This window comes from Sphingobium sp. SA916, assembly GCF_002894065.1.
GTDB lineage: Bacteria > Pseudomonadota > Alphaproteobacteria > Sphingomonadales > Sphingomonadaceae > Sphingobium > Sphingobium fuliginis.
The window spans coordinates 76,147-96,605 of sequence record NZ_LXYF01000014.1; the positions used below are offsets into that span (position 1 = coordinate 76,147).

At 59.2% G+C, this 20,459-nt stretch carries 22 protein-coding genes; 11 read left to right on the forward strand and 11 right to left on the reverse strand.

From position 1 onward, the window contains the following. Nucleotides 1-38 precede the first annotated feature (38 nt). Both A8G00_RS03715 and A8G00_RS03720 read right to left on the reverse strand, forming a co-directional pair. Nucleotides 39-461 (reverse strand): DUF1810 domain-containing protein, encoded by a 423-nt coding sequence (locus A8G00_RS03715; protein ID WP_103000058.1) that lies wholly within the window; start codon nucleotides 459-461, stop codon nucleotides 39-41. Beyond that, nucleotides 461-1,072: an SOS response-associated peptidase gene (locus A8G00_RS03720; RefSeq protein ID WP_103000059.1), complete on the reverse strand. Its 612-nt coding sequence runs from the start codon at nucleotides 1,070-1,072 to the stop codon at nucleotides 461-463. The genes A8G00_RS03715 and A8G00_RS03720 overlap by 1 nt, the downstream gene beginning before the upstream one ends. Nucleotides 1,073-1,098: 26 nt before the next feature. On the opposite strand from A8G00_RS03720, the gene A8G00_RS03725 reads away from it, so the two are divergent. The 6 genes from A8G00_RS03725 to A8G00_RS03750 all read left to right on the forward strand — a co-directional run bounded on the left by A8G00_RS03725 (nucleotide 1,099) and on the right by A8G00_RS03750 (nucleotide 9,832). Beyond that, the gene (locus A8G00_RS03725; RefSeq protein WP_253257903.1) at nucleotides 1,099-1,653 is read left to right on the forward strand and encodes an SOS response-associated peptidase family protein; all 555 of its coding nucleotides are present in this window, start codon (nucleotides 1,099-1,101) and stop codon (nucleotides 1,651-1,653) included. A 15-nt stretch (nucleotides 1,654-1,668) separates the two neighbouring features. Beyond that, nucleotides 1,669-2,268: an alpha-ketoglutarate-dependent dioxygenase AlkB gene (locus A8G00_RS03730; protein ID WP_253257904.1), complete on the forward strand. Its 600-nt coding sequence runs from the start codon at nucleotides 1,669-1,671 to the stop codon at nucleotides 2,266-2,268. Nucleotides 2,269-2,486: 218 nt separating this feature from the next. Beyond that, nucleotides 2,487-4,889: a Piwi domain-containing protein gene (locus A8G00_RS03735; RefSeq protein ID WP_103000062.1), complete on the forward strand. Its 2,403-nt coding sequence runs from the start codon at nucleotides 2,487-2,489 to the stop codon at nucleotides 4,887-4,889. A 29-nt stretch (nucleotides 4,890-4,918) separates the two neighbouring features. Next, nucleotides 4,919-6,157, forward strand: a complete 1,239-nt coding sequence (locus A8G00_RS03740; RefSeq protein ID WP_146032555.1) for a hypothetical protein — start codon at nucleotides 4,919-4,921, stop codon at nucleotides 6,155-6,157. Between the two features lie 95 nt (nucleotides 6,158-6,252). Next, complete coding sequence (locus A8G00_RS03745) at nucleotides 6,253-8,055, forward strand: ATP-dependent endonuclease (protein ID WP_103000064.1); 1,803 nt, start codon at nucleotides 6,253-6,255, stop codon at nucleotides 8,053-8,055. Beyond that, nucleotides 8,048-9,832: an ATP-dependent helicase gene (locus tag A8G00_RS03750; RefSeq protein WP_103000065.1), complete on the forward strand. Its 1,785-nt coding sequence runs from the start codon at nucleotides 8,048-8,050 to the stop codon at nucleotides 9,830-9,832. The genes A8G00_RS03745 and A8G00_RS03750 overlap by 8 nt, the downstream gene beginning before the upstream one ends. Nucleotides 9,833-9,913: 81 nt before the next feature. Here the strand turns inward: A8G00_RS03750 and A8G00_RS03755 are convergent, their stop codons facing one another. Both A8G00_RS03755 and A8G00_RS03760 read right to left on the reverse strand, forming a co-directional pair. Then, nucleotides 9,914-10,747: a hypothetical protein gene (locus tag A8G00_RS03755; RefSeq protein ID WP_103000066.1), complete on the reverse strand. Its 834-nt coding sequence runs from the start codon at nucleotides 10,745-10,747 to the stop codon at nucleotides 9,914-9,916. Nucleotides 10,748-10,854: 107 nt separating this feature from the next. After that, nucleotides 10,855-11,304: a DUF488 family protein gene (locus tag A8G00_RS03760; protein WP_103000067.1), complete on the reverse strand. Its 450-nt coding sequence runs from the start codon at nucleotides 11,302-11,304 to the stop codon at nucleotides 10,855-10,857. 409 nt (nucleotides 11,305-11,713) lie between these two features. Between A8G00_RS03760 and A8G00_RS03765 the strand changes: the two genes are divergently transcribed. Together A8G00_RS03765 and A8G00_RS03770 are read left to right on the forward strand one after the other, a co-directional pair. Next, a complete protein-coding gene (locus A8G00_RS03765) occupies nucleotides 11,714-12,154 on the forward strand; it encodes an NUDIX hydrolase (protein WP_103000068.1) in 441 nt (146 codons plus the stop codon). Nucleotides 12,155-12,306: 152 nt separating this feature from the next. Continuing rightward, nucleotides 12,307-12,567 carry a hypothetical protein gene (locus A8G00_RS03770; RefSeq protein WP_103000069.1) on the forward strand — a complete coding sequence of 87 codons (261 nt, stop codon included), beginning with the start codon at nucleotides 12,307-12,309 and terminating at the stop codon, nucleotides 12,565-12,567. 117 nt (nucleotides 12,568-12,684) lie between these two features. On the opposite strand, the gene A8G00_RS03775 is transcribed toward A8G00_RS03770, so the two are convergent. From A8G00_RS03775 to A8G00_RS03795, 5 genes are all read right to left on the reverse strand, one after another. Next, on the reverse strand, nucleotides 12,685-13,395 hold the full coding sequence (locus A8G00_RS03775) for a hypothetical protein (RefSeq protein ID WP_103000070.1): 711 nt from the start codon (nucleotides 13,393-13,395) through the stop codon (nucleotides 12,685-12,687). Between the two features lie 238 nt (nucleotides 13,396-13,633). Further along, nucleotides 13,634-14,158, reverse strand: coding sequence for a glycine cleavage system protein R (locus tag A8G00_RS03780; RefSeq protein WP_103000071.1), 525 nt, complete (start codon nucleotides 14,156-14,158; stop codon nucleotides 13,634-13,636). Between the two features lie 144 nt (nucleotides 14,159-14,302). Further along, on the reverse strand, nucleotides 14,303-15,031 hold the full coding sequence (locus A8G00_RS03785; RefSeq protein WP_216365592.1) for an alpha/beta family hydrolase: 729 nt from the start codon (nucleotides 15,029-15,031) through the stop codon (nucleotides 14,303-14,305). 98 nt (nucleotides 15,032-15,129) lie between these two features. Next, the gene (locus tag A8G00_RS03790) at nucleotides 15,130-15,996 is read right to left on the reverse strand and encodes a MucR family transcriptional regulator (protein WP_103000072.1); all 867 of its coding nucleotides are present in this window, start codon (nucleotides 15,994-15,996) and stop codon (nucleotides 15,130-15,132) included. A 397-nt stretch (nucleotides 15,997-16,393) separates the two neighbouring features. After that, nucleotides 16,394-16,615: a hypothetical protein gene (locus A8G00_RS03795; RefSeq protein WP_103000073.1), complete on the reverse strand. Its 222-nt coding sequence runs from the start codon at nucleotides 16,613-16,615 to the stop codon at nucleotides 16,394-16,396. 44 nt (nucleotides 16,616-16,659) lie between these two features. Between A8G00_RS03795 and A8G00_RS03800 the strand changes: the two genes are divergently transcribed. Next, entirely contained in the window at nucleotides 16,660-17,349 is a 690-nt protein-coding gene (locus tag A8G00_RS03800) for a hypothetical protein (protein ID WP_253257905.1), read from the forward strand. 220 nt (nucleotides 17,350-17,569) lie between these two features. Here A8G00_RS03800 and A8G00_RS03805 read toward each other — a convergent pair whose 3' ends face one another. Further along, entirely contained in the window at nucleotides 17,570-17,845 is a 276-nt protein-coding gene (locus tag A8G00_RS03805) for an HU family DNA-binding protein (RefSeq protein WP_103000074.1), read from the reverse strand. 439 nt (nucleotides 17,846-18,284) lie between these two features. Then, nucleotides 18,285-18,563 carry a type II toxin-antitoxin system ParD family antitoxin gene (locus tag A8G00_RS03810; RefSeq protein WP_103000075.1) on the reverse strand — a complete coding sequence of 93 codons (279 nt, stop codon included), beginning with the start codon at nucleotides 18,561-18,563 and terminating at the stop codon, nucleotides 18,285-18,287. Nucleotides 18,564-18,788: 225 nt separating this feature from the next. Here A8G00_RS03810 and A8G00_RS03815 point away from each other — a divergent pair, with 225 nt between their 5' ends. Both A8G00_RS03815 and A8G00_RS03820 read left to right on the forward strand, forming a co-directional pair. Continuing rightward, the gene (locus A8G00_RS03815) at nucleotides 18,789-19,880 is read left to right on the forward strand and encodes a winged helix-turn-helix domain-containing protein (protein WP_253257906.1); all 1,092 of its coding nucleotides are present in this window, start codon (nucleotides 18,789-18,791) and stop codon (nucleotides 19,878-19,880) included. Nucleotides 19,881-20,069: 189 nt separating this feature from the next. Further along, nucleotides 20,070-20,270, forward strand: a complete 201-nt coding sequence (locus A8G00_RS03820; protein ID WP_103000077.1) for a hypothetical protein — start codon at nucleotides 20,070-20,072, stop codon at nucleotides 20,268-20,270. The last annotated feature ends 189 nt before the right edge of the window (nucleotides 20,271-20,459 follow it).

Sequence of the window (20,459 nt, forward strand, 5' to 3'; positions counted from 1 at the left end):
GAATCTCGATTTTTGCGCCGCTTAAGTCCCAACATGGTTCAACCTTCGAGTATCTGCCGAGTCGCGGGATCGCGCTCGCCGGAAAACCAGCGATCCAACGCTGCGGCAAACAAAGGGGAGGGGGCCGCTGCCTCGAATAGGGTGAGCGACGAGCGCAGCTTCATGGCGTCGACGGTACGGAAGACAGCAACAGGGTCGCTGGTGCCAAGCTGCTGCAATGCCTCGACGCATTCGCGATAGCGTGGCCCGAGGATCGGGTGGTTGAGATAGGCCCGCGCCTCCTCAAGCGAGGCGATGCCGTAATAATGGGCGGTGGGACTAAGCCCGAGCCCTCGCAGCTGGGGAAAGATAAACCACATCCAATGGGATCGCTTCGCGCCGGCGCGGATCTCGGACAGCGCCGTCGCGTAGCTGTTTGTCTGAGCATCGACGAATCGAGCGATGGTGGCATCAGTGGTCATCAGAGGAGCGCTCCCTGCGCCGGCGGGGCGCCGTAGACCTGGGTGACGGGTAAACTCCCCGCAGGCAACCAACGCAGAACTTCCTTGGCCGCGACATTGGGATCGAGCCAGTCAGCCCACTGGTCCCGCGCGAGCGGAATGACCTGGCGGTGATGGTAAGGGGCGACGTCCGGCCCTGCATCCATGGTCAGCATCGTGAAGGCTTCGCCCAGCGGGCTTTCCCGCCAGATGCCGGCGATGCAGAACCATTTATGGTCGGCCATGGTGAAGAGCCATTTGTCGAGTCGCTTCTGGCTGGGATCGGCGGGATCGGTAAACTCGTAGAAGCCGTCGGCCAGGATGAGGCAGCGCTGTGAGGTGAACGCGCGGCCTTCGCTTCGGAAATTATAAACAGGCTTGCCATTATGTCCTGGCCAGCTCCAGCGCCGGTTGACGAGTTCGCCCGCGCCGCGCTCTCCTTCGATGCTCCGCACGATCGGCGCCATGTCGGTCATTTTGATATCAGCCCGCGCCGGCACATTCGGGGTGCCCTCGGGCATCTTGATCTTGAGATCCTCAAAGTCCTCGACGATCGAGGCGATATCCACCTCAAGCCGATAGTCGTTGCACATCAGGCCTCCTGATTGATGGCGGCGGCTTGCTACCGCTGTTCGTTCCCTGTATGTTCCAATCCATGGACTCGAAAGCAACTCCCTTCGACTCCGAGGCGCTCGGAAGTCGCCGTGCCATCATCCGGCGCAACCCGGATGACATGCAAGAGCTTGAGATGATCGAGGCGGCATGGGGTTCCAACCCACGCTTCAGCGACGGGGTTCGCTATGAATTCATCCGCTCGGAAGGGCGGGATTTTCCCCGCAATCGCTGCCTGGTGCCGGCCTCGGAATTTCACATCCGCAATGGCGAGAAGAAATTCCGCGTGACGATGGAGGACGGCAATTTCTTCTATCTCGCCGCCATCTGGGAGCCAGCCATGGGCGACTGGCCGGTCAGCTATAGGATCATCACCGTGGACGCGAACCCTGAGGTGATGCGCTATCAGGAGCGGCACGGCGCGATCATCCACCGGCGGCAGGTGATGCAGTGGCTGGATTACAAGATGCCGGAGGCTGATCTGCTGGTGACGCCGCCAGCGCATATTTTTTCCATCGAGGAAATTCTGACCAAGCCGGTGCAGATCAGCCTGGCCCTCTGAGCGGTTGCGCGTAACATGACCATGCTGCGCCATCCTGCCAATGGGCAAGCCGACCTGTTTGGCCAACCCCTGCTACCTGGACTGCACCAGGCGGAAAACTTCATCACGCCCGAGGAGGAACGGGCGCTGATAGCGCAGATCGACGCTGTGGATCTCAGCCCTTTTCGATTTCAGCAGTGGACCGGCAAGCGGCTGACGCGCAGCTTTGGATGGAGTTATGATTTTCAGACAGGAGCTTTCGCGCCCACGGAGCCGATTCCGAACTGGCTTCAGTCTGTGAAGGCCCGCGCCGCCCGTTTCGCTGGCATTGAGCCTGCGGATCTCGTGCAGGCCTTGGTCATCCGCTATGATCCCGGCGCCGGCATCGGCTGGCACCGGGATCGACCGGTGTTCGAGCATGTGGTTGGAATATCGCTGGGTGAACCGGCGACAATGCGATTTCGCCGGCGGCTGGGCAGCCAGTTCCAGCGAGCCTCTGCGCCACTGGTACCGCGCGGGATTTACCATATGGCAGGTGAGGCGCGGCACCTCTGGGAGCACAGGATCGCCGAGATGGAGGCCGTGCGCTGGTCGATCACATTTCGCAGTCTGGCACACAGGAAGGAGCATCACTGACAGGCGGCATTTAGGCAGGAGCGGGGACTTTCGCGACTGTCAGGTTCCGGGTGATGATCTGAGGACCGCAGACATCCGGAATGGACCGGCGATTCGCTTTGGGCCTATCTGGTGCGCGATGTCGACGGCAAACGTTCAACAATCACGGCTCAAGATAACATGGACATATCGGGAACGCGTGATATCTTGAAAGTGTGAGAGCCGAAATCGAGACGCGCATGCGCGAAGATGCTGGGAGCCGCACAGCTCCCGCCCAGCCGCCCATCAAGCAGTTCGGCTATACCAACCGACTGGGTCTCAATCTGGCGCCTATCCGCTTCTCAAACGAGGAGTTCGAGGCTGGGCGGACGGCATACAAGGATGAGGAGCAATATCGGGCCCTCCGCGAGGCACACCAATCGACACATGCCTTCCGTTATGATGCCCGGAACTCCGCAATCTATGACATCCCGATGGGGCAAGGAGCTAGGCCTTTCGGAGCGCCCGTCAGGATCAACACCCAGGATCATCTCGCGCTCCTCGGAAAGGCGGTCAATCACGCGTTGCTCAATTGGCTGGCTCCGCGCCGGACGATCCTGAGGCGTGCCCGCCCGCTTCAATGCTGGGGTAACCGCAAGGCCTCACTGCTTTCGGCGGCAGTACGTGCCCAGGGTCTCGCGGAAACGAACGGCCTCGACGTTCTGGTTCGCCACAGTTTCGATCTTCGCGTGCTCGGAGCGCCGCATCAGGGCGCCGAGCCTTTTCTCGCGTTGATGCTCGATGTCAGCACCTCCAACGAGCTCGAGATGCCGGTCGGTGAGCTGATCCGCGACCGGTTCGATCCGATCGGCTGTTATGTCTGTGCGCGCGCAGATAGCGGCCAGGACAATGTGCTGGCACGGCTGGAGACGCTCGGCAGGGTCATCGGTGTCAATGGCGGCAAGCTTCAGCTGAATGACTTTGCCGGCGAGGAATTTGTCGACCCCGATCATGTCACGCTGGAACCTCGGCAGGAGAATTTGGAAGCGTTGATCCGTCATTTCTATCCACGCGATGCACCGAAAATCCTGGAAGGCTTGCGCAAGCGGCGCGCGCCCTTCTCGACCGCCAACGACAAGCTCGCGAAGATCCGTGAGGTTCATGGCGGCGTCGCCGGTCATCTCGAGACGCTTCGCATCGCGGGAATGGCAGTTGAGGTCGGTGCGCTCGTGCAGCGCGGAAATACCCTGTTTCCACCGCTCATCTCGACCGACCGACCCGGCTTTCTGTTTGGCGCGCAAGGCCGCGAGACGGGCGCCCACCCAGACGTGGGCGTGAAGCAGCACGGCCCGTTCAAATATATGCAGCACGAGCGCAACGAGCCGGTCATTGCGATCATCTGTGAGTCCCGCTTCCGGGGCCGGATCGATCAGCTCGCCCGCACGCTAAGAGACGGCATCGCCGAGGATGCATGGCAGGACGCCGTGCGGGGACGTAGCAAGATTCCGGAAAATCCCTTTCGCGGCGGGCTGATCGGCAAGCTTCGATTGTCGAGAGTCCAGTTCGAATTCGAGGAGGTCGCCGAACCAACGCCCGAGGCCTATCGCGAGGCCATTCAGCGCTTGCTGACGCGTCTGCCCGAAACGCCCGATCTCGCGCTGGTCCAGATCCGGGCCGACTTCAAACAACTGCGCAACGACCGCAATCCCTATTTCGCCGCCAAGGCAGCGTTCATGGCGGTCGGTGTTCCGGTGCAGAGCGTCCAGGCTGAAACCGCCGATATGCAGCAGTCCAATCTCGCCTATATGGCGAACAATCTGGCGCTTGCATCCTATGCGAAGCTGGGCGGCTCTCCATTCGTGATCTCGACCCGCATGCCGGCAACGCATGAGCTGGTCGTGGGCCTCGGCTATACTGAAGTCAGTGAGGGCCGTTTTGGGCCGAAGTCACGGTTCGTCGGCATCACCACCGTCTTCCAGGGCGATGGCCGCTATCTCGTCTGGGGCCAGACGCGTGAGGTCGAGTTCGAGAACTACGCCGATGCCCTGCTCGCCAGCCTCAAGACGACCATCGATACGGTGCGCAAGGACAATAACTGGCAGCCGCGCGATCGCGTTCGCCTTATCTTCCACGTTTATAAGCCGCTCAAACATGTCGAAATCGACGCGATCAAGCAGCTCGTCCAGGACTTGCTGAAGGGTGAGCACGAGGTCGAGTTCGCCTTTCTCGACATTTCGCGCTTTCATGATTTCGCGCTGTTCGATCCGTCCCAGGAAGGCGTGACCTATTACGCCGACAGGCGGCGGCTCCTGAAAGGTATCGGGGTTCCGATGCGCGGCATCTGCCTGCAGCTCGATGAGCGCTCGGCTCTCTTACAGCTGACGGGCACGAAGGAGGTCAAGACGGCCGAACAGGGATTGCCGCGTCCGCTCAGGCTGACGCTCCATCCCGAGTCCGATTTCAGCGACCTCACCTATCTGGCACGGCAGGTCTACAGCTTCTCCTATCTGTCATGGCGAAGCTATTTCCCGTCGATCGAGCCCGTATCGATCGCCTATTCACGTCTCATCGCCAACGCCCTCGGGAATCTCCGCTCTGTGCCCGGCTGGAACAGCAGCGTGCTGACCGCCGGCGCGCTGCGGAGCAGGATGTGGTTCCTCTGAACGCATCCGGAATCCTCGAGGCGAAGCTCATGGCACTCGAAGCCGTGGTTGCCGGCTCGCTGCCCCTGGCTTCGGAAACCTCTCTCGGTTTCGCACAGGCGATCTTACGGGATCGAGGAGGTCTGTTCGCCAGTGCCTTGCCTTCCGGCGACCTCGATTATGGCGGCATTCCAGCGCTTGCCCGCGTTGGATATCTAGCGGGCGGTTCGGAATTTGACGCTTCTGCGTTTGCGCGCGCGGTCGATCGCCTTCGCGGACGATCGAAAGGCGGACGCGGCGAGCTTGGGACCGATGACCTCGCCCTGCTCGGCATCGCAACCGGGATCGCTGCGGCGGGCGATACCGATGGCCTCGGCGCCGAGCGGTCCAAATGGCTGCTCGGCATCGCAAACGAGAATACCGAGCCTGATGCCTGGTCGAACCGGGCGCGGCAGCTGGCCGCCGACCTCCTCGACGGTGCGGGGCGATTGCGTGCCGATCCGCAAGGATCGGTCGATGCGCTGGCGACCGACTTGGTCCTGCGCCAATATTGGCCGAATGCCTTTGCAACAGTTACTCCGTTTGCGGCGGAGCGGCGCCAGGAATTGATGGCGGCCCTGCTCTCCTCGGTGAACCCGGCACAGGGCGAACTCGAGCGCGGAGCAATCTGGCTGGCAACGCTCGATTTGCTCGTCCGGCGGATGTCCGTCGAGTTGGTGCCCGATTATAGCAGCTTGGTGGCGATGCTGGAGGCCACACAATCCGCCTTCAGGCGGTGGGTATGGGATGTGAAGCCCAATCGCAGCGGGATCGGGCCAGCGCGCTGGCTGATCGATTCGGAGGCTCATGTTCAGGCATTTCTCTGGGCCGTGCTTGAGCCACGTTTCGGTGAGAATCTCGTTGATGAGCAATATCTACCTGGTTTCGGACAGAAGCAGCCCCGGTTCGATTTCGGAATCCGCGGGCTCAAGACGATCGTCGAGGTGAAGATCGCGCGGAGTGCTGGCGACTTCTCCCGCATCGAGGAAGAAGTCGCCGGCGATCTAGGCCTCTATTTTACCGACCTCCGGAACTGGGACCGGATGATCGTCTACATCTACGACGACAGCAACGTGCCGCATGCCGAACGCTACGATACGCTGCGCTCGGCGCTTATGCAGCGAGACGCCCGTATCAGGGACATCGTCTTCGTCCAGCGGCCAGGCATGATCCCGCCACGCAACCAGCGTGGTCCCTGGTCGGCTGACGGTAGCGTGGGCAGATTGACGCCTTCGACTTCCCTCGAGTGAGCTGGCAGCGCGGTTGACTTCCGATAGGTGCGATTGATGGTGGCACGTCAATCATTCGCTGTATAGACGGCGACCGAGGGAAAGGGGCGAGCCATATGTACCTATCACGCATCAAGATCGAAAATTTCCGGAACTTTCGCGATCTGGATGTCGCGTTGAATGGCAACGTCGTCATTGTTGGTGAAAATAGGGTTGGAAAGAGCAATCTGTTGTTCGGACTGCGTCTGATTTTCGACGCTTCACTTCCTGACAGCAGCCGGCAGCTGGGGCTTTCGGATTTCTGGGATGGTTTAGAGGCGATAGATCCCGAGATCACGATCACCGTGTCGGTCGAGATTAAGGGCTTCGAGGACGATCTAGATGTACTCGCGGTGCTTACCGATTTTCGACTCGACGACGACCCCAATACCGTCAGGTTAACCTACCAGCTCCGCGCGCGGTCGGGGGTGCAAGGCTTCCCCGCCAGTGACAACGATTTCGAGTTCGTGTGCTTCGGCGGAGAGGACGAAGCCAAGCGTTTCTCACATGATTTGCGGCGCCGTGTTACCATGGACTTGCTACCGGCGCTTCGCGACGTAGAAAGCGATCTGTCAGCATGGCGAAAATCTCCTTTGAGACCACTTGTTGAAGATGCGTTCGTTGGCATCGACAAGGCGAAGCTCGAGGCGATTGGGGATAAGATTGCCGAAGCAAGCAAGGCTGCCGTTGACTTGAACGAAGTGAAGACGCTCGAAGCCAGCATCGCTGAGCTGTTTTCGACGATGGCGGGCTCCAAGCAGGACGTCCACCCCTCGTTGGGATTTTCCGCCACCGACGCACTGCGGATCAACCGCCAGATTCGCCTGCTGATCGACGAGGGCCGACGTGGCATCGCCGATGCCAGCCTGGGCTCGGCGAACCTCATTTTTCTCACACTGAAGCTGCTCGACCTCCAGCGGCTAATCGAGAGCAACAAGCGCGATCATTCGCTGCTTGCGATCGAAGAGCCGGAGGCGCATCTCCATCCTCACTTGCAGCGACTGGTCTACAAGCACTTGTTCGAAACCATCGTGGGTGACGAGGAAAGCAGCGAGGCAAAGCCGCTCTCGGTCATTTTGACGACCCACTCGCCGCATATTGCCAGCGTCGCGCCGCTGGGTTCGCTGCTCCTGCTTCGTTCGGTTTCTAACGAAGGGACCAAGGGCTACTCAACCGCCGCCACGGACTTTTCCGAAACTGATACCGAGGACCTTGAGCGCTACCTCGATGTCACTCGCGCGGAGATGGTGTTCGCGCGCGGCGTAATCCTGGTCGAAGGAGACGCGGAGCGATTCTTGATCCCCACTTTTGCGAACGAGCTGAATATCTCGCTAGATGAGCATGGCGTGTCGGTCTGCTCAGTCGCGGGAACTAACTTCCAGCCTTACGTAAAGCTACTCACCACGTTGGGCATTCCGTTCTGCGTCATTACTGACTATGATCTGATCGACGGCGTACCGCGCGCGTACAACCGCGCGCTCAAACTCGTGCAAACTATTGATAAGGCTGTCGGTGGCACGGATACCGATGCACTGATCCAGGGAATAAAGGACTTCACGACATACGAGGAATCACTTGATGAGTGTCAGCGATTCGGCATATTCGTGAATTGTGACACGCTCGAAACTGAGCTATTCGATGGTGATTACGCTCAGGCCATGATCGACACTCTGCGCGAGCACAATTTCAGCACTGAGCGGAAAGCGATGCTCACCGAATGGGAGGCAGCCCCCTCATCATACGATGGCAGGAAGCTGATCAAGTTGATCGAGCAGATGGGGAAGGGAAGGTTCGCTCAGCGGTTGGCGACCAGGGTATCAGACAAGGTTGTTCCCGACTATATCCAAGACGCCATCAAGCATGTGATCAGCCTTGTATAATCGCGCGCTCTATCTCAGGGCAGCGGAAGATCTGAGGCCTAACGACAAGCAGTGGGAGGCGTATGAATCCACGCACCACTGCGTGCTGCTTGCTGGACCTGGTAGTGGCAAGACCAAGACGCTTACCGTGAAGCTGGCTCGCATGCTAAGCGAGGATGTCCAAGATCCTCGCGGGATTGCGTGCATCACCTACAACAACGAGTGCGCTCGCGAGTTAGAAACCCGACTTGAGGGGCTCGGCATAGAGCCAAGCGGACGCGTGTTCATCGGAACGGTACACTCGTTCTCGCTGACCCAGATTTTGCTGCCATACGCGAAGGTCGCTGGCCTCGGTCTGCCTGACGAATTCTCCGTGGCCACCCGCCAACAGACCCGGGCCGCCCTTGCGGCGGCACACGCAAAAGTAGTGGCCGGACCGGAAAATCCTCAAACTTGGGAATTACGCATGGGACGCCATCGGCGGCGCTTCCTCAATCGCGCCCGACCTGAATGGAAGACCGACGACCCGCAGCTCTCGGATCTAGTCGAAGCCTATGAAGCCGAACTCAGGGCGCTTGCTCTTATCGATTTCGACGATATGCCGTTGCTGGCAGTACGCGCGCTTGCAGCCAACAAATGGCTCCGTAATGCGTTGGTTGCCAAGTATCCGATCCTTGCTGTGGATGAGTATCAGGATCTTGGCTTGGCGCTTCACGGGATGGTGATGGGCCTGTGTTTCAGCGCAGGCATGCGTCTCTTTGCTGTCGGCGACGTCGATCAATCAATCTATGGGTTCACTGGTGCCTCGCCGGAGCTGCTACGCAGGCTATCCGAACGCGATGATGTCGAAGCCGTTCGGCTTGGGCTGAACTATCGCTGCGGCTCGCGCATCGTAAGCGCATCGGAATATGCCTTGGGCGAAACACGAGGATACAAGGCACCCGATAATGCTCATGAAGGCACCATCTACTTCCACCCGTGCACTGGTGGCTATGCCGGGCACGCGCACTATCTGATCGAGGAGTTGATCCCCGAAATCCGCGAACGTCGGCCGGATTTGAACCTCGGCGAGATTGCAATACTGTATCCCGCCGCCTTTCTGGGCGATGAGGTCGCCCAAGCTGCCACCGCCAACGGCATTTCCATCATACGAACCGACGGAAATTCGCTGTATCCGCGGGGAAGTCGCTTGATGCGCTGGCTTGAGCAATGCGCGATGTGGTGCTGCGGTGGATGGCGATCAGGACGTCCCCGATTGAGCCGCGTAATCGGTGACGGCGCCCGGGTGTTCCATGAAGGAATCACCTACGAAGACGCTAGGGTTGAATTTCAGCGCGACCTTACTGCCGCTCTTTGGGATCGGCGTGATGAAACTCTCGGCCTACACGATTGGCTCGCATCGCTCCGCAGCGATATTATAAGACCGCGAGTTGAGCAGGCTCGGTCACTCGCGGACGAATTAGTCATCTTGGACGAATTCATCGATCGACTGGGGCCGACGGGCGATGTCGATGATTTTCCGCTCGGCGAATTTGCCGGCATCGGCACTGGGCTCGATCGCATCAATCTTTCTACGCTTCACAGCGCAAAAGGACGTGAATTCGACATCGTCATCCTGTTCGGCGCTGATGAGGGGCGACTGCCCCGAAACAATGCGACCGCGAACGAAGTACGAGAAGCCCGCAGGCTTTTCTATGTTGGTTTCACCCGCGCACGCCACGAAATCCACCTCATGCATGGACAGTTCAACCCGTCGAGATTCGTCACTGAAGTGCGGGAGCGCCTCGCTATAGAATGAACAAATCTGTGGGAATAGGGGCAATCGGAGATCGCCAGCTTGCATGGATTACCTTTTCAAGGAGGGGATACGGGCTTGCAATCAGAAAATCATCTCGGCCTGGACAGGGCGGTTTGCTGCGAGCTTTGGCGGATAGATTACGCTGATGATTAGCCACTGATCGGGAAATCGGTGGATCGTTCCCATCAGAAACTGGAGATCCTTCGCAGGCAATTCGGTTTCGAGTTTCTGCCTAAAGGGGGCCTCCCAGTCGCTGCCATGTTCGTCCACGCAACGCCAGTAGAGCGCTCCGGCTTCCCAATCGGCAATCTTGTGACGATATGTGCGTGTCTCGCCATCGACCAAGCATTCGTAATGGTAGTGAAAATTGTGAGGTAGTTTGCGCAGCGTACGGACATCACGGTGATCCTGATCGTCGAAGAGACCACCCTGATTTTGATGCTGGACTAGTTTTTGTAGCTCTTCTGCAGTCCAGTCGGCGTTATCCGCCTTGGTGATCTCGAGCCTGTCGATTCGAGCCGGACGAAGAAGTCCCAAAGTTCCTCCATTAGTTTGACGTGCGCCTTCGAGGTCTGCGAAATCTGAAAAAAGCGGGAGCTTGTTCAGTTCGCTGCGACGAGTTGCCCAGCTATTTTGGGTGCTGATCGGATTGCCGTCCAGCGCGATGGTGTCGACAAAGATCGTGTGACTTTCTGGGCGATGATCTTTCTGGGCTTTTTGTATGCGGGCCCGGATCCATTGCCATTTCTTGAATTGCAGGTCGTCACGGATAAGGCGAAAGGGAACGGGATAGAGCCTGATGAACTCGCCCGATTCAGTCATGCCTGCTACGCAAGATGTTTCGGCATATTTGCCGCTCGGCGAAGGATAAGTCTTGCACAGAATGAGTATGCGCTCGATCCGGGTGATTGCCATAAGCCTCTCCACGTCGGAAACTGCCGACGCCCAAGCAAGGCTTTAGCACGGTTCATGTCTTATTTCTAACGGCTTGGCGGCAGCTTATTCACGATTTCTTTGCCGTGTTAGGGGTTCACACCCACGTTCTTAACGTCGAACTCCGCCAAGAGGGTCATTTCCCTTGCAACCACCGATCGATGGCATTGCGCCGGACTGCGTTCGTAACAGAGCAGGATCGATACACTTTCCTCAGCAAGATTGACTGCCTCGCGCAGTGCTGCCTGTCCTGCCGGCTTCGCGATATGACTTGTATATATCTCAAGAAAGCCGGAATAATCGTTACGGCGCATGGCCTCCCGACCGGCCTTGGGGTCGCCAAGAGCCTTGAGGTGGCTGTAGGCGATGCCTTGTTCTTCTAGCGCGCTCGCCAAGGCATTTTTTGAAAAGCCGCGCTTGCGTGATACTGGAACATCGCGAATGTCGATCAGGCGTTCGACGCCACAGTCCTTCAATGTCTGTAGGAAATGAGCGATATCCGCTCCTTCGTAGCCGACGGTGTATAGGACGCTGGGCACTCATTTCTCCTCAATCCGCGGCCTGATACACAGAATGGAGGAATTCCGTTAGTCCGAATCGACCAGGATTAGATCTGCCCTAGACCGGCAACCGTCACCACGCGCTTAGGTAGGAGCGGCGGCGATATGCAGCCCGCTGACTGGAAGCTGCCAGTCTGTTCACAGCCAGCTTTGAGGGCCGTGCTTTGAATTGCTGACGGTCCGGACCTCGGCATCGAATTTTGACGGCTGAACGGCTGATTAGGGTCGACGGCAGAAGCAACAGCGATGCGTTTGTTAGCGGAGACAGGAATGTGGGTACGTCTAGCCGAAATGCATCCATCCCTTCAATGATCGGCGGCGTAAATCCATTTGGCCTGAAGTAGGTAAGCGGCGTATATATGTCGCCGGAACCTGTCGAGATCGCCCTATGACCCTTCAATCCGCAGCCATTCCCTATCGCTATGATGCTGATGGAGAATTGGAGATTCTGCTGGTGACGTCCCGAAAGAAGAGGCGCTGGGTTCTTCCAAAGGGCCATGTACGACCGGGAATGGGTGCGCATTCATCGGCAGCAAAGGAGGCCTTCGAAGAAGGTGGGGTAATCGGTCGAACCGAGGCAGATCCAATCGCGAACTATTTCCGGAAGAAACGCGACGCTGCCACGGACGAGCAACATAACGTGACCGTACATCCAATGGCCGTCATTACAGAAGCGCCGGTGTGGCCCGAGATGCGTCAGCGTGAGCGTAGATGGGCCAAGATACCGGACGCGCTTTCTCTGGTTGAGCAGAAGGGAGTGCGCAACGCCATTGCCGCCTTTGACCGAGCGTATAGTCCTCTTCGTGGGAAGCCTGTGGGCGATGGCTAACCAGCGGCAGTGCTGACCGTCCAAAATAGAAAAGCAGACGAGCCGCACCTGGAAACGACAAATCTGTGCCTGAGAGCCCGGCTAGGGTCGAATTTACTTCATTCTAAAGGTAGTGGCGGACTACCAACAGCGAACAAAAAAAAGGGGAAACAATGGCCGGGCAAAATTCAATCGACGAGCGACGGGAGCACTTCGCTTATTGCGTTCAAATATTTGGTGGAACCGCTGCCTTCTCGCGGCGCCTTGGCATAGACGAGCGCGCCGTTCGCCGATTTGTCAATGGTGAGCGGCCTCTTGGTGACGGACTTCTGAAAGACACTGCCAAGGCATTACTCGTGCTTATCGCTGAAGCAACCACTGCCGAAGGAAAGATCGCCGCCATATTGAGTTCTCTGCCGACCGATCCGTCTTAGAGTGCCCATCAAGGCCCGTCGCGGAGGCCGACGCTCAGGACGTGAGTGAGGATAAATTTCGGCTATGCAACCAATACGGTTCGCGAGCCGCCATAATCTTGCTTGCCCCGTGCATCGCTAGTGGCGGCTGGCCGGAATGAGGAATTGGTCCGTGTCGGCGCGGATGACCGTCGACCACAGCTTCGTTTTCGTGAACAACTTATGGATCGGGTAAGGCTCACCATAACGTGTTTCGTCCAGCAGGCCCAACCAACAGAGCGGGCGCAGGATATGGGCATACGCCACGGCGTGGACCCGATGGTTATCGCTATCAGCATCGAATACCGCCTTCACGAACTGGTCATCGGTGACGCCTGAATGCGCCTCGACATTCAAGACGCCCAGGAAAAATAGCCAGTCATCATCCAGTTGGTCGCCATAGAGGGTGTATCGGGAGTGATCGAGGACGAACAGCAGATGGTGGGCGAGCGCAATCCAAAGATTGCCAGGATGCTCGAGCAAATCCTTCCCAGTTGCTGTTATGTGCAGGAAACCCTTTCGGTGACGTGCCAGCTTGGCACTGATCAACAGGTCGTGCAGCAGCATCAGGGGCGGGAAGTCAGGCTCGTTGAGGACCTTGTTGACAGCGTACAAATCTTCGACGGTGTAGTAGGGCCATTCGAATGCTTCCGCCGCCCATGTGACGAAGGTCCGCTTCAACGCTTTGTTCGGTGTCAGGCCAATGGGGCCGACGTCCAGCATATATGTGAGCGTCAGTCGAGCGGCGCGCAGCAAGTGGGCGTTCGGCAAAGCCGGGTCGTCGTGCTGAGGGGCAAGGAATTCGATCATGAGGCGTGCAGAGTGCAACCTGTCAGGCTAACAGGCAACCGTCGATGTTCTGCGGTGCTCACGCGCGCTGCTTGATTGCCGCGCGGTAATAGAAAACACATCCGGGAATAGGCGGAATGTGCACTGTTAGGGACGATCGCGAAAGTTGAGTGACGAAAATGGGTCGACAGCAGCAATGAGCGTCCCCTTCTCGAGGATTGGACTGACATCGCGGCTATCTTGAGGCCTGATGTTTCCTTCAACTCGAGGCGGGCTCGCGATCGAAATCAACCATCACTTCGCTTGAGATAGCTTCGAGTGCTTCGCGCACTTTGTCGGTGGAAAGATCAGCGGGAAGCACCATCTGCACTCTTGCCCGAAACAGCGGCGCGCCGGACCAAGCGCTACCTTCGATTTTGCTGATGAAGTCTTCAATGTTGACGGAGAGCCCCGCGAGCACTGCGGTGACCTCGCGAACAATCCCGGGACGATCCTGTCCAACGATTTCGATCGCCAGCGACTGACCGCTTTGATCTTCCGACTCCGCCGCCGCGATTATCTCGACCTTGATCCCCAATGCATCGATGCCCCGAACCGCTGCCTCAAGTTCATCGAGCCGTTCTTCGGGGAGTTCAACCAACACCGATCCGACATATTTTCCGCCGAGGCGGGAGAGATGGCTCTCCAACCAGTTGCCGCCTGCAGCATAAACCGCCTCGGCGATCGCGCGAGTGAGGCCCGGTCGGTCACTTCCAACCACCGTTAAGATTACCGATCGATCCATGATTCACCTCTATGCTGACCGCTCTCCACCAACCGTAGATAGTCCATTTGGATCGCTTTGAAGAGAGCGAATAGCGGCGCGTTCGTAGCTGGACCCCGCGGATCTGGGGCTGAGCGTCCGGGTAGCTGCGAACGCGATTTGGTGTCATCCGCGAGGGCGGATCGGACTCCTTGAATTCGAGACAATCCACCCGGCTAATGCTTCCAGAACCTCTGATTCGACGGAGCTCGTCGTCCGTCCACTCTTTGCGGCGACCTTGAAGCTATGGACTGCATGATCGATAATCCGCAACGTCGAGGTCGCGCCGAGATTGGCAACGACGGGTTTTAGCAATTCCATCTCCGCCAAGGCATCGCGAGAACCAGAAATGAACAGCATCGGCACGTGAACGTCGGCAAGATGTTCGGCCCGCGCGATACCCGGCTTGCCTGCAGGATGGAGCGGGAATCCCAAAAATGCGAGGCCAAGCACGCCAGGGATGGGCGTTTCAGCCTGTGCTTGAGACGTCATGCGCCCTCCGAATGAGCGGCCGCCCGCGAATAGCGGCAGATCCGGGGCCAGCGAGGCAGCCTGGGTAGCCGCGGCGCGAACGGCGGCGTGCGCGAGCTTGGGCGCGTCCGGCCGCTTCGACCCCTTCTCCGAATAAAGAAATTGATAGCGGAGGGTGGCGATGCCTCTTGAAGCAAGGCCTTCTGCATTGGCCGCCATCGTAGCGTGACGCATGTTGGTGCCGGCGCCATGAGCGAACAGATAAAGCGCCTTCGCGCCGGGCGGCCTCATCAAAAGGCCCGATACGGTCTCCACATTCACAGGGATGCGGACTTCAGCGACATCGATCCCGTTAGAATTTTCGATTGGGCGCGAAGGGGACACGACTGGATCCTAATTTCCACAAGACGCCACGACGGCGCCGCATGCGGGAGGGGGCGAGAACCACTCTGTCGCGCCCCCTGCATCCTCATGAAGCTGGATTATTCCGGGGCTTTGTCGCCGCCGCCAAGGTGCGAACCTGCGGCCTCGAGTGCGGCTTTGAACGATTTCGATTTCGGAGCAGCCTTCGGCGCTGCCGCGGAAGTCCTGGGCTTTGCAGCAACTTTGCCTGCCTTTTTGGGTGTCGCGCCTCCCGTAGCCGGCTGATCGGATTTGGCCGACGAGGCCTTTTCATCTTTCGGCGCGGCGATTGACAGCTTCTGGCGCGAACCGGCGGAAGCGGCTTTGGCCTTCGAACTTGCTGCCTTCGGCACAGAAACCTTGGAAGCCATACCTTTCGTCACCGCCTCAGATGGCGTGTCTGCCGCTGCAAGCTGTGACGGCTTGGGAGCATCGGACTTGGCGGCAGGCTTCTTTGTCCGTGACTTGTCTGCCGCAGACCTCGGCGCCGAAGGGCTGGACGGCGCTGGCATTGCGGAGGGCGCGGCGGGCGTCTCGGCTCCGGTTGCCGGTTTCCTGCCCAGCCCAAGCTTTTCCGCAACTGCGCGCCGCGCTTCGGAATAGCTGGGTGCGACCATGGGATAGGAGGCGGGGAGGCTGTAACGCTCCCGATATTCCTTGTCGGTGAGCCCGTGCGTCGCCAGATGGCGTTTCAGCGTCTTATATGGTTTACCGTCGATCAGGCTCAATATATGCTCACGCGACGACAGGCTTTTGCGGATCGAGACCGCCGGGACATATTCGGGTGCAGTGGGTTCGACCGCGACTTCGGGACTTTCCGACAGTGCCGCCCGCGTGGTCTTGATGAGGTCGGATAGACCTTCGCTGGAGACTGTGTTCTTCGAAACAAATGCGCTGAGAAGCTGGACGGTGAGGGCGGTGATGTCGTTCTGATTTTCATCGGCCATGTGAGCAAACCCGATCTGAGATGATGTTTGCGCTTTTTGCGCAATTTGATGTGGATTGTAAATGCTCGACCTATTGCGCGAGCCTTTATTCACCCGGCTTCAAGTGAATGTTGTAAACGCAATCTTGTTCCCCGATTGCCGCTCCGCCGCAAATTTCCCCGAAACATTATGATCCCATCCTTTTTGCGGTCAGCCAAAACAAGAAAGTCTCGAATGCGTCTGAGGCCGACTGCGAACACCGAATTGGCTTTCGGGAAATATTCAGGTGCCGGATTGCCAAATTCTTGTCCGCCCAATTCCTGATAGCTTGACTTCGGGCCAAGGCAGACCGGGCAGCGCGTCGTTTGCGATACAGTTGTGGCGAGGGGCAATGTCGTCACAATCCTCGACGTATCCCTCAGCTATCACCTGGGGATGGTGACACCGCGGTGTCTTGATGAATGCCCTTTCGCAGCTTTGTCAGTTCCTTTGAACTGTTCGCTTCGCGGCGGTCCAGCGCAGCCCCGGCAGCCTCATTGAGGGTGGTCATGATGGCGCGCACCTGGTCGGCGGTGACGGCGCCGGAGGAATAAAGGCCGGCAATGACCGCGCGGATCGCAAGTTCGGTTCCGATATCCATCGTTCGCCTCCAGCGCGTTTTACGACTGCGTGAACAATTATAGCATGACCAAGCCGTTTCCGCTTCCTGGCTTGGAATGCTGCGGTACATTTCATCGTGCCTTGATCTATGACCCATGCAGAGTGGATAGATGTCCGAAAGGGGGCGGCGGATGGAACGAATATGATCGTGTTTGTCGATTTCGAAGCCTCTTCGCTTTCGAAGAGAAGCTATCCGATCGAGGTGGCGTGGGTGTTCGAGGATGGGCGCAGCGAGGCGTGCCTGATCAAACCCGCGCCGCAATGGGGCGATTGGATCCGGCGTCCGAGGCAATTCATCATATTTCCCGCGATGAACTTATGGCGCAGGGCCGCCATCATGAGATGGTCGCGCAAACCATGCTCAATGACCTGGCCGGCCATGACCTGCGCGCCAGTGCGCCGAGCTGGGACGGCAAATGGTTAAGCACGCTCCTTCGCGCGAGTGGCCTGTCGCGCCACAGCCTGCGGTTACGCGGTACCGACGCCGCGCGACGGGAGGTCGCCCAGGCAATATTCTCTGCCAGGTGGACGGATGGCGCGCTCGACCGGGAAGTCGAGGCTCTGCTTGATCGGGTCGCATCGTGCGAAGCGGCGGGTACGCCTGCCCATCGGGCACTTGCCGACGCGCGCGATGAACGTCGCCGATGGGTCGCGGTGCGGAACGCCGCGCTGGATCACCTTGGAATCTCGCCGGGCCAGGAGTGCCCGCCATAACAGACCAGCCTCGGATGGATGTGACGGCATGGTGAGTTCGGGGCGAGAGTGAAACCTTGCGGTTCCTTCTGATGGTCGCAAATTCGCGGCGATCGGCGTCAGAGGGACTCGCGCGCCTATGATGATGTTGCGGGATTGGATGTCCGGACAGACATTGGCGCGCCGCCGACGCTGTCACGCCGAATCGGTCCTTCGCCGGGTGGCGAAGGACCGGGATCGCTCAACCGTTGAGCTTGTCCTTCAGCGCCTTGGCCGGCGTGAAGCCGAGCTTCTTCGAGGCGGCGATGCTGATGGTTTCGCCGGTGGAGGGATTGCGACCCTCGCGCGCGGCGCTATGCTTCACCTTGAACTTGCCGAAGCCTGCAACCGATACTTCCTCGTCTTTGACGGCTGCGGCAGAAATATGCGTGAACAGGCCGTCGACAACCTTCTTCACGTCGGTCTTGGCGAGACCTTCGTCGGTCGCGATCGAGGCAATGATATCCGTCAGCGTCATATGCAGGTTTCCATGTTGTGATTCGAGCCAGTGTGGATGCCAATTTGTCCGTCGCGCGTCGAGTGGGGAACGTCCCTCTCGGTGTGATTGAGTGAAGGGCTGCTTTCGCTTCCATCCACGATTGTCTTTAGCGGCGATCCTCACACAGGAACGTCTCGAAATCCTGCCCCCATAGGTGAAACCGATGACGACGATCGCCGCTTGCTCGACGATGAAGGCGATTGTCACGCACCGCTGAAGAGCAAGGGGAGGCAGACCGTGCGGAAGATCGTCTCGATTGGTGCCGATCCGTGGATTGCCGGCCAGCATTGGGAAAGGATCGATGATCCTGTCCGTGAAGCGCAGGGCACTGTCCGGTCAGGCAACGTCGGCGATCGTCATAAGTCGCGTCGAGCTGATCACGCGCTTCCGGCGTGACGACGATGCGCAATGCCGTGCCTCAGTCGCGCTTGGCGGCACGCTTGTGACGGGCTGCGAACCCTGCCTTCACCTCATCGAGCGACAATCCACGCTTCGGGGCGGCCTTATAGGCGTCGTAGGATGGCAGCGCCTCATCACGAAGCCAGTTCTCCATGGCAGGGTCCCGGGCCTGGAGCTCGCGCAGGCCATCGCGGATGACCTCGCTTTCGTTCGCATATTCCCCTGACGCAACCTTGGCGCGTACCCAGGCAGCCAGATCCTTGGGTAACGTCACGCTGAATTGCTGGGTCGATCGCATATGGTCGTCCTTTCACAGGAGGGGCCGATCCTCTTGGGCTGGGTTTTCAAATCCAACGTCCCCTGCGTTCGTGATTCGCGATTTCCCTTCTATCCCATCGACATGAATGGTGGCGGGCAGCGGATACTCCATTTACCAACACCGCCCATGGCTGAGCGCATTTCACAATCCGAAGCACGACGAATCGCGCTTCAGGCCCAGGGATTCGGTACGGCGAGACCCGATATGCCTGGTGCGCTCCATCTCCGGCGAACCATAGAGCGGCTGGGCCTGCATCAGATCGACAGCGTCAATGTGGTCGCCCGAGCGCATTATCTCCCGGCCTTTTCGCGGCTGGGGGCGTATGATCGCGCACTGCTCGACCGGGACGCCTGGGGGCCGCGTCGGGGTCGCCGCCTGTTCGAATATTGGGCGCATGAAGCCTCCTTGCTGCCCCTCGCGCTTCATCCATTGTTGCGTTGGCGCATGGCGAAAGCCGATCGGGGAGAGGCGGGCTGGAATGGGCTGCGCGCCTTTGCCGGAGAACGGCGCCCTGTCGCCATGGCGGTGCTCGACCGGATAAGCGCCGAAGGTCCGCTTGGCGCGTCCGACTTCGAAACCAGCCGCAGCCGGCCCGGATGGTGGGAATGGGGAGAAACCAAGCAGGCCCTGGAATGGCTCTTCTGGGCCGGGCATCTGACCACCGCGACTCGCCGCGCCGCCTTCGAGCGCGTCTATGATCTGCCAGAACGCGTCCTGCCCGCCTCTATCCTTGACCTGCCGACACCGGCGCCGCGCGATGCGCAGCGGGCACTGATTGCCTTGTCCGCACGGGCGCTCGGGATTGCGAGCGCCGCGGAACTGCGGGACTATTTTCGTCTGAAACCCGAAGAGGCGAATGGTGCCATCACCGATCTGGTGGAAGAGGGGGTTTTGCGACCGGTGGCCGTCGAGGGCTGGCGATCGCCCGCTTTTGTTCATTGCGATGCGCGCATCCCGCGCCGGATCGCGGCGCAGGCTCTGCTGGCGCCGTTCGATCCGCTCATCTGGGAACGCTCACGCACCGAGCGGCTATTCGATTTCCACTATCGGATAGGCATCTACACGCCGGCCGCCAAGCGGACCCATGGCTATTATGTGCTGCCGTTCCTGCTGGGGAACCAGCTTGTGGGCCGGGCCGACCTCAAGGCCGACCGGCAGCAGGGCAGGTTGATCGTTCATTCCGTTCACCTCGAACCTGGCGCGCCCACCGACAGCCGAGATGCCCTGACGGCGGAGCTTGCCACCATGGCGCGCTGGCTTGGGCTCGAAGGTGGTGCAATCCTTCCCACGAGATGATCGGCCCCGCAAATGGGATAGCCGGCAGTGCAGCCGTCTGAAGGTTGACGCTGTTCCCGCTTTTGCGTTTTCGGGGAGGGACCGATCATTGCTTTGGTCGGCCCCGCTGAAGCCAAGTCGTGCTTTCGAGAAGGAGAAGGTGATTCGAGGGATTTACGCCGATGCGGGCGCGCCGCTATCGGGCCGCTCATGAGCATCATCGCAACCATCATGAACTCCGCCACAGGCCAGCCGATCCAGAAGATGACCTTCGGTCGGATGCCCAAGCCCTGGGCGACCTTCAACCTGGAAACCGGCGAGCGCGTGACCGCCGACCGCGTCCATGTCGGCAAGCCCGCGCCGGGCAAGTTCGTCGCGCCCGTGGAAGTCTGGGTCACGCCCAAGGGCTGAAAAGATATGCGGGAGAGCGCGATCCCATGAAATAGATCCTCATCGGCCTTCGGTCATGCTTCTTGAGATCGGTGAGCGGATGCCATTCCGGCTTCCCTTGGTGAGGCGCGCGCATAGCGCCCGATCATTGGCTATGGTCGTGATTCGCATCAGGAGCCGGCGCGGTATAACATCGACGACTTCTCCCTC

Excerpts from the sequence above, each read along its gene's own strand:
- A8G00_RS03715 (WP_103000058.1), bottom strand. The coding sequence starts at position 461 with ATGACCACTGATGCCACCATCGCTCGATTCGTCGATGCTCAGACAAAC.
- A8G00_RS03720 (WP_103000059.1), bottom strand. The coding sequence starts at position 1,072 with ATGTGCAACGACTATCGGCTTGAGGTGGATATCGCCTCGATCGTCGAG.
- A8G00_RS03730 (WP_253257904.1), top strand. The coding sequence starts at position 1,669 with ATGACCATGCTGCGCCATCCTGCCAATGGGCAAGCCGACCTGTTTGGC.
- A8G00_RS03735 (WP_103000062.1), top strand. The coding sequence starts at position 2,487 with ATGCGCGAAGATGCTGGGAGCCGCACAGCTCCCGCCCAGCCGCCCATC.
- A8G00_RS03740 (WP_146032555.1), top strand. The coding sequence starts at position 4,919 with ATGGCACTCGAAGCCGTGGTTGCCGGCTCGCTGCCCCTGGCTTCGGAA.
- A8G00_RS03745 (WP_103000064.1), top strand. The coding sequence starts at position 6,253 with ATGTACCTATCACGCATCAAGATCGAAAATTTCCGGAACTTTCGCGAT.
- A8G00_RS03755 (WP_103000066.1), bottom strand. The coding sequence starts at position 10,747 with ATGGCAATCACCCGGATCGAGCGCATACTCATTCTGTGCAAGACTTAT.
- A8G00_RS03765 (WP_103000068.1), top strand. The coding sequence starts at position 11,714 with ATGACCCTTCAATCCGCAGCCATTCCCTATCGCTATGATGCTGATGGA.
- A8G00_RS03770 (WP_103000069.1), top strand. The coding sequence starts at position 12,307 with ATGGCCGGGCAAAATTCAATCGACGAGCGACGGGAGCACTTCGCTTAT.
- A8G00_RS03775 (WP_103000070.1), bottom strand. The coding sequence starts at position 13,395 with ATGATCGAATTCCTTGCCCCTCAGCACGACGACCCGGCTTTGCCGAAC.
- A8G00_RS03780 (WP_103000071.1), bottom strand. The coding sequence starts at position 14,158 with ATGGATCGATCGGTAATCTTAACGGTGGTTGGAAGTGACCGACCGGGC.
- A8G00_RS03790 (WP_103000072.1), bottom strand. The coding sequence starts at position 15,996 with ATGGCCGATGAAAATCAGAACGACATCACCGCCCTCACCGTCCAGCTT.
- A8G00_RS03795 (WP_103000073.1), bottom strand. The coding sequence starts at position 16,615 with ATGGATATCGGAACCGAACTTGCGATCCGCGCGGTCATTGCCGGCCTT.
- A8G00_RS03800 (WP_253257905.1), top strand. The coding sequence starts at position 16,660 with ATGACCAAGCCGTTTCCGCTTCCTGGCTTGGAATGCTGCGGTACATTT.
- A8G00_RS03805 (WP_103000074.1), bottom strand. The coding sequence starts at position 17,845 with ATGACGCTGACGGATATCATTGCCTCGATCGCGACCGACGAAGGTCTC.
- A8G00_RS03810 (WP_103000075.1), bottom strand. The coding sequence starts at position 18,563 with ATGCGATCGACCCAGCAATTCAGCGTGACGTTACCCAAGGATCTGGCT.
- A8G00_RS03815 (WP_253257906.1), top strand. The coding sequence starts at position 18,789 with ATGCCTGGTGCGCTCCATCTCCGGCGAACCATAGAGCGGCTGGGCCTG.
- A8G00_RS03820 (WP_103000077.1), top strand. The coding sequence starts at position 20,070 with ATGAGCATCATCGCAACCATCATGAACTCCGCCACAGGCCAGCCGATC.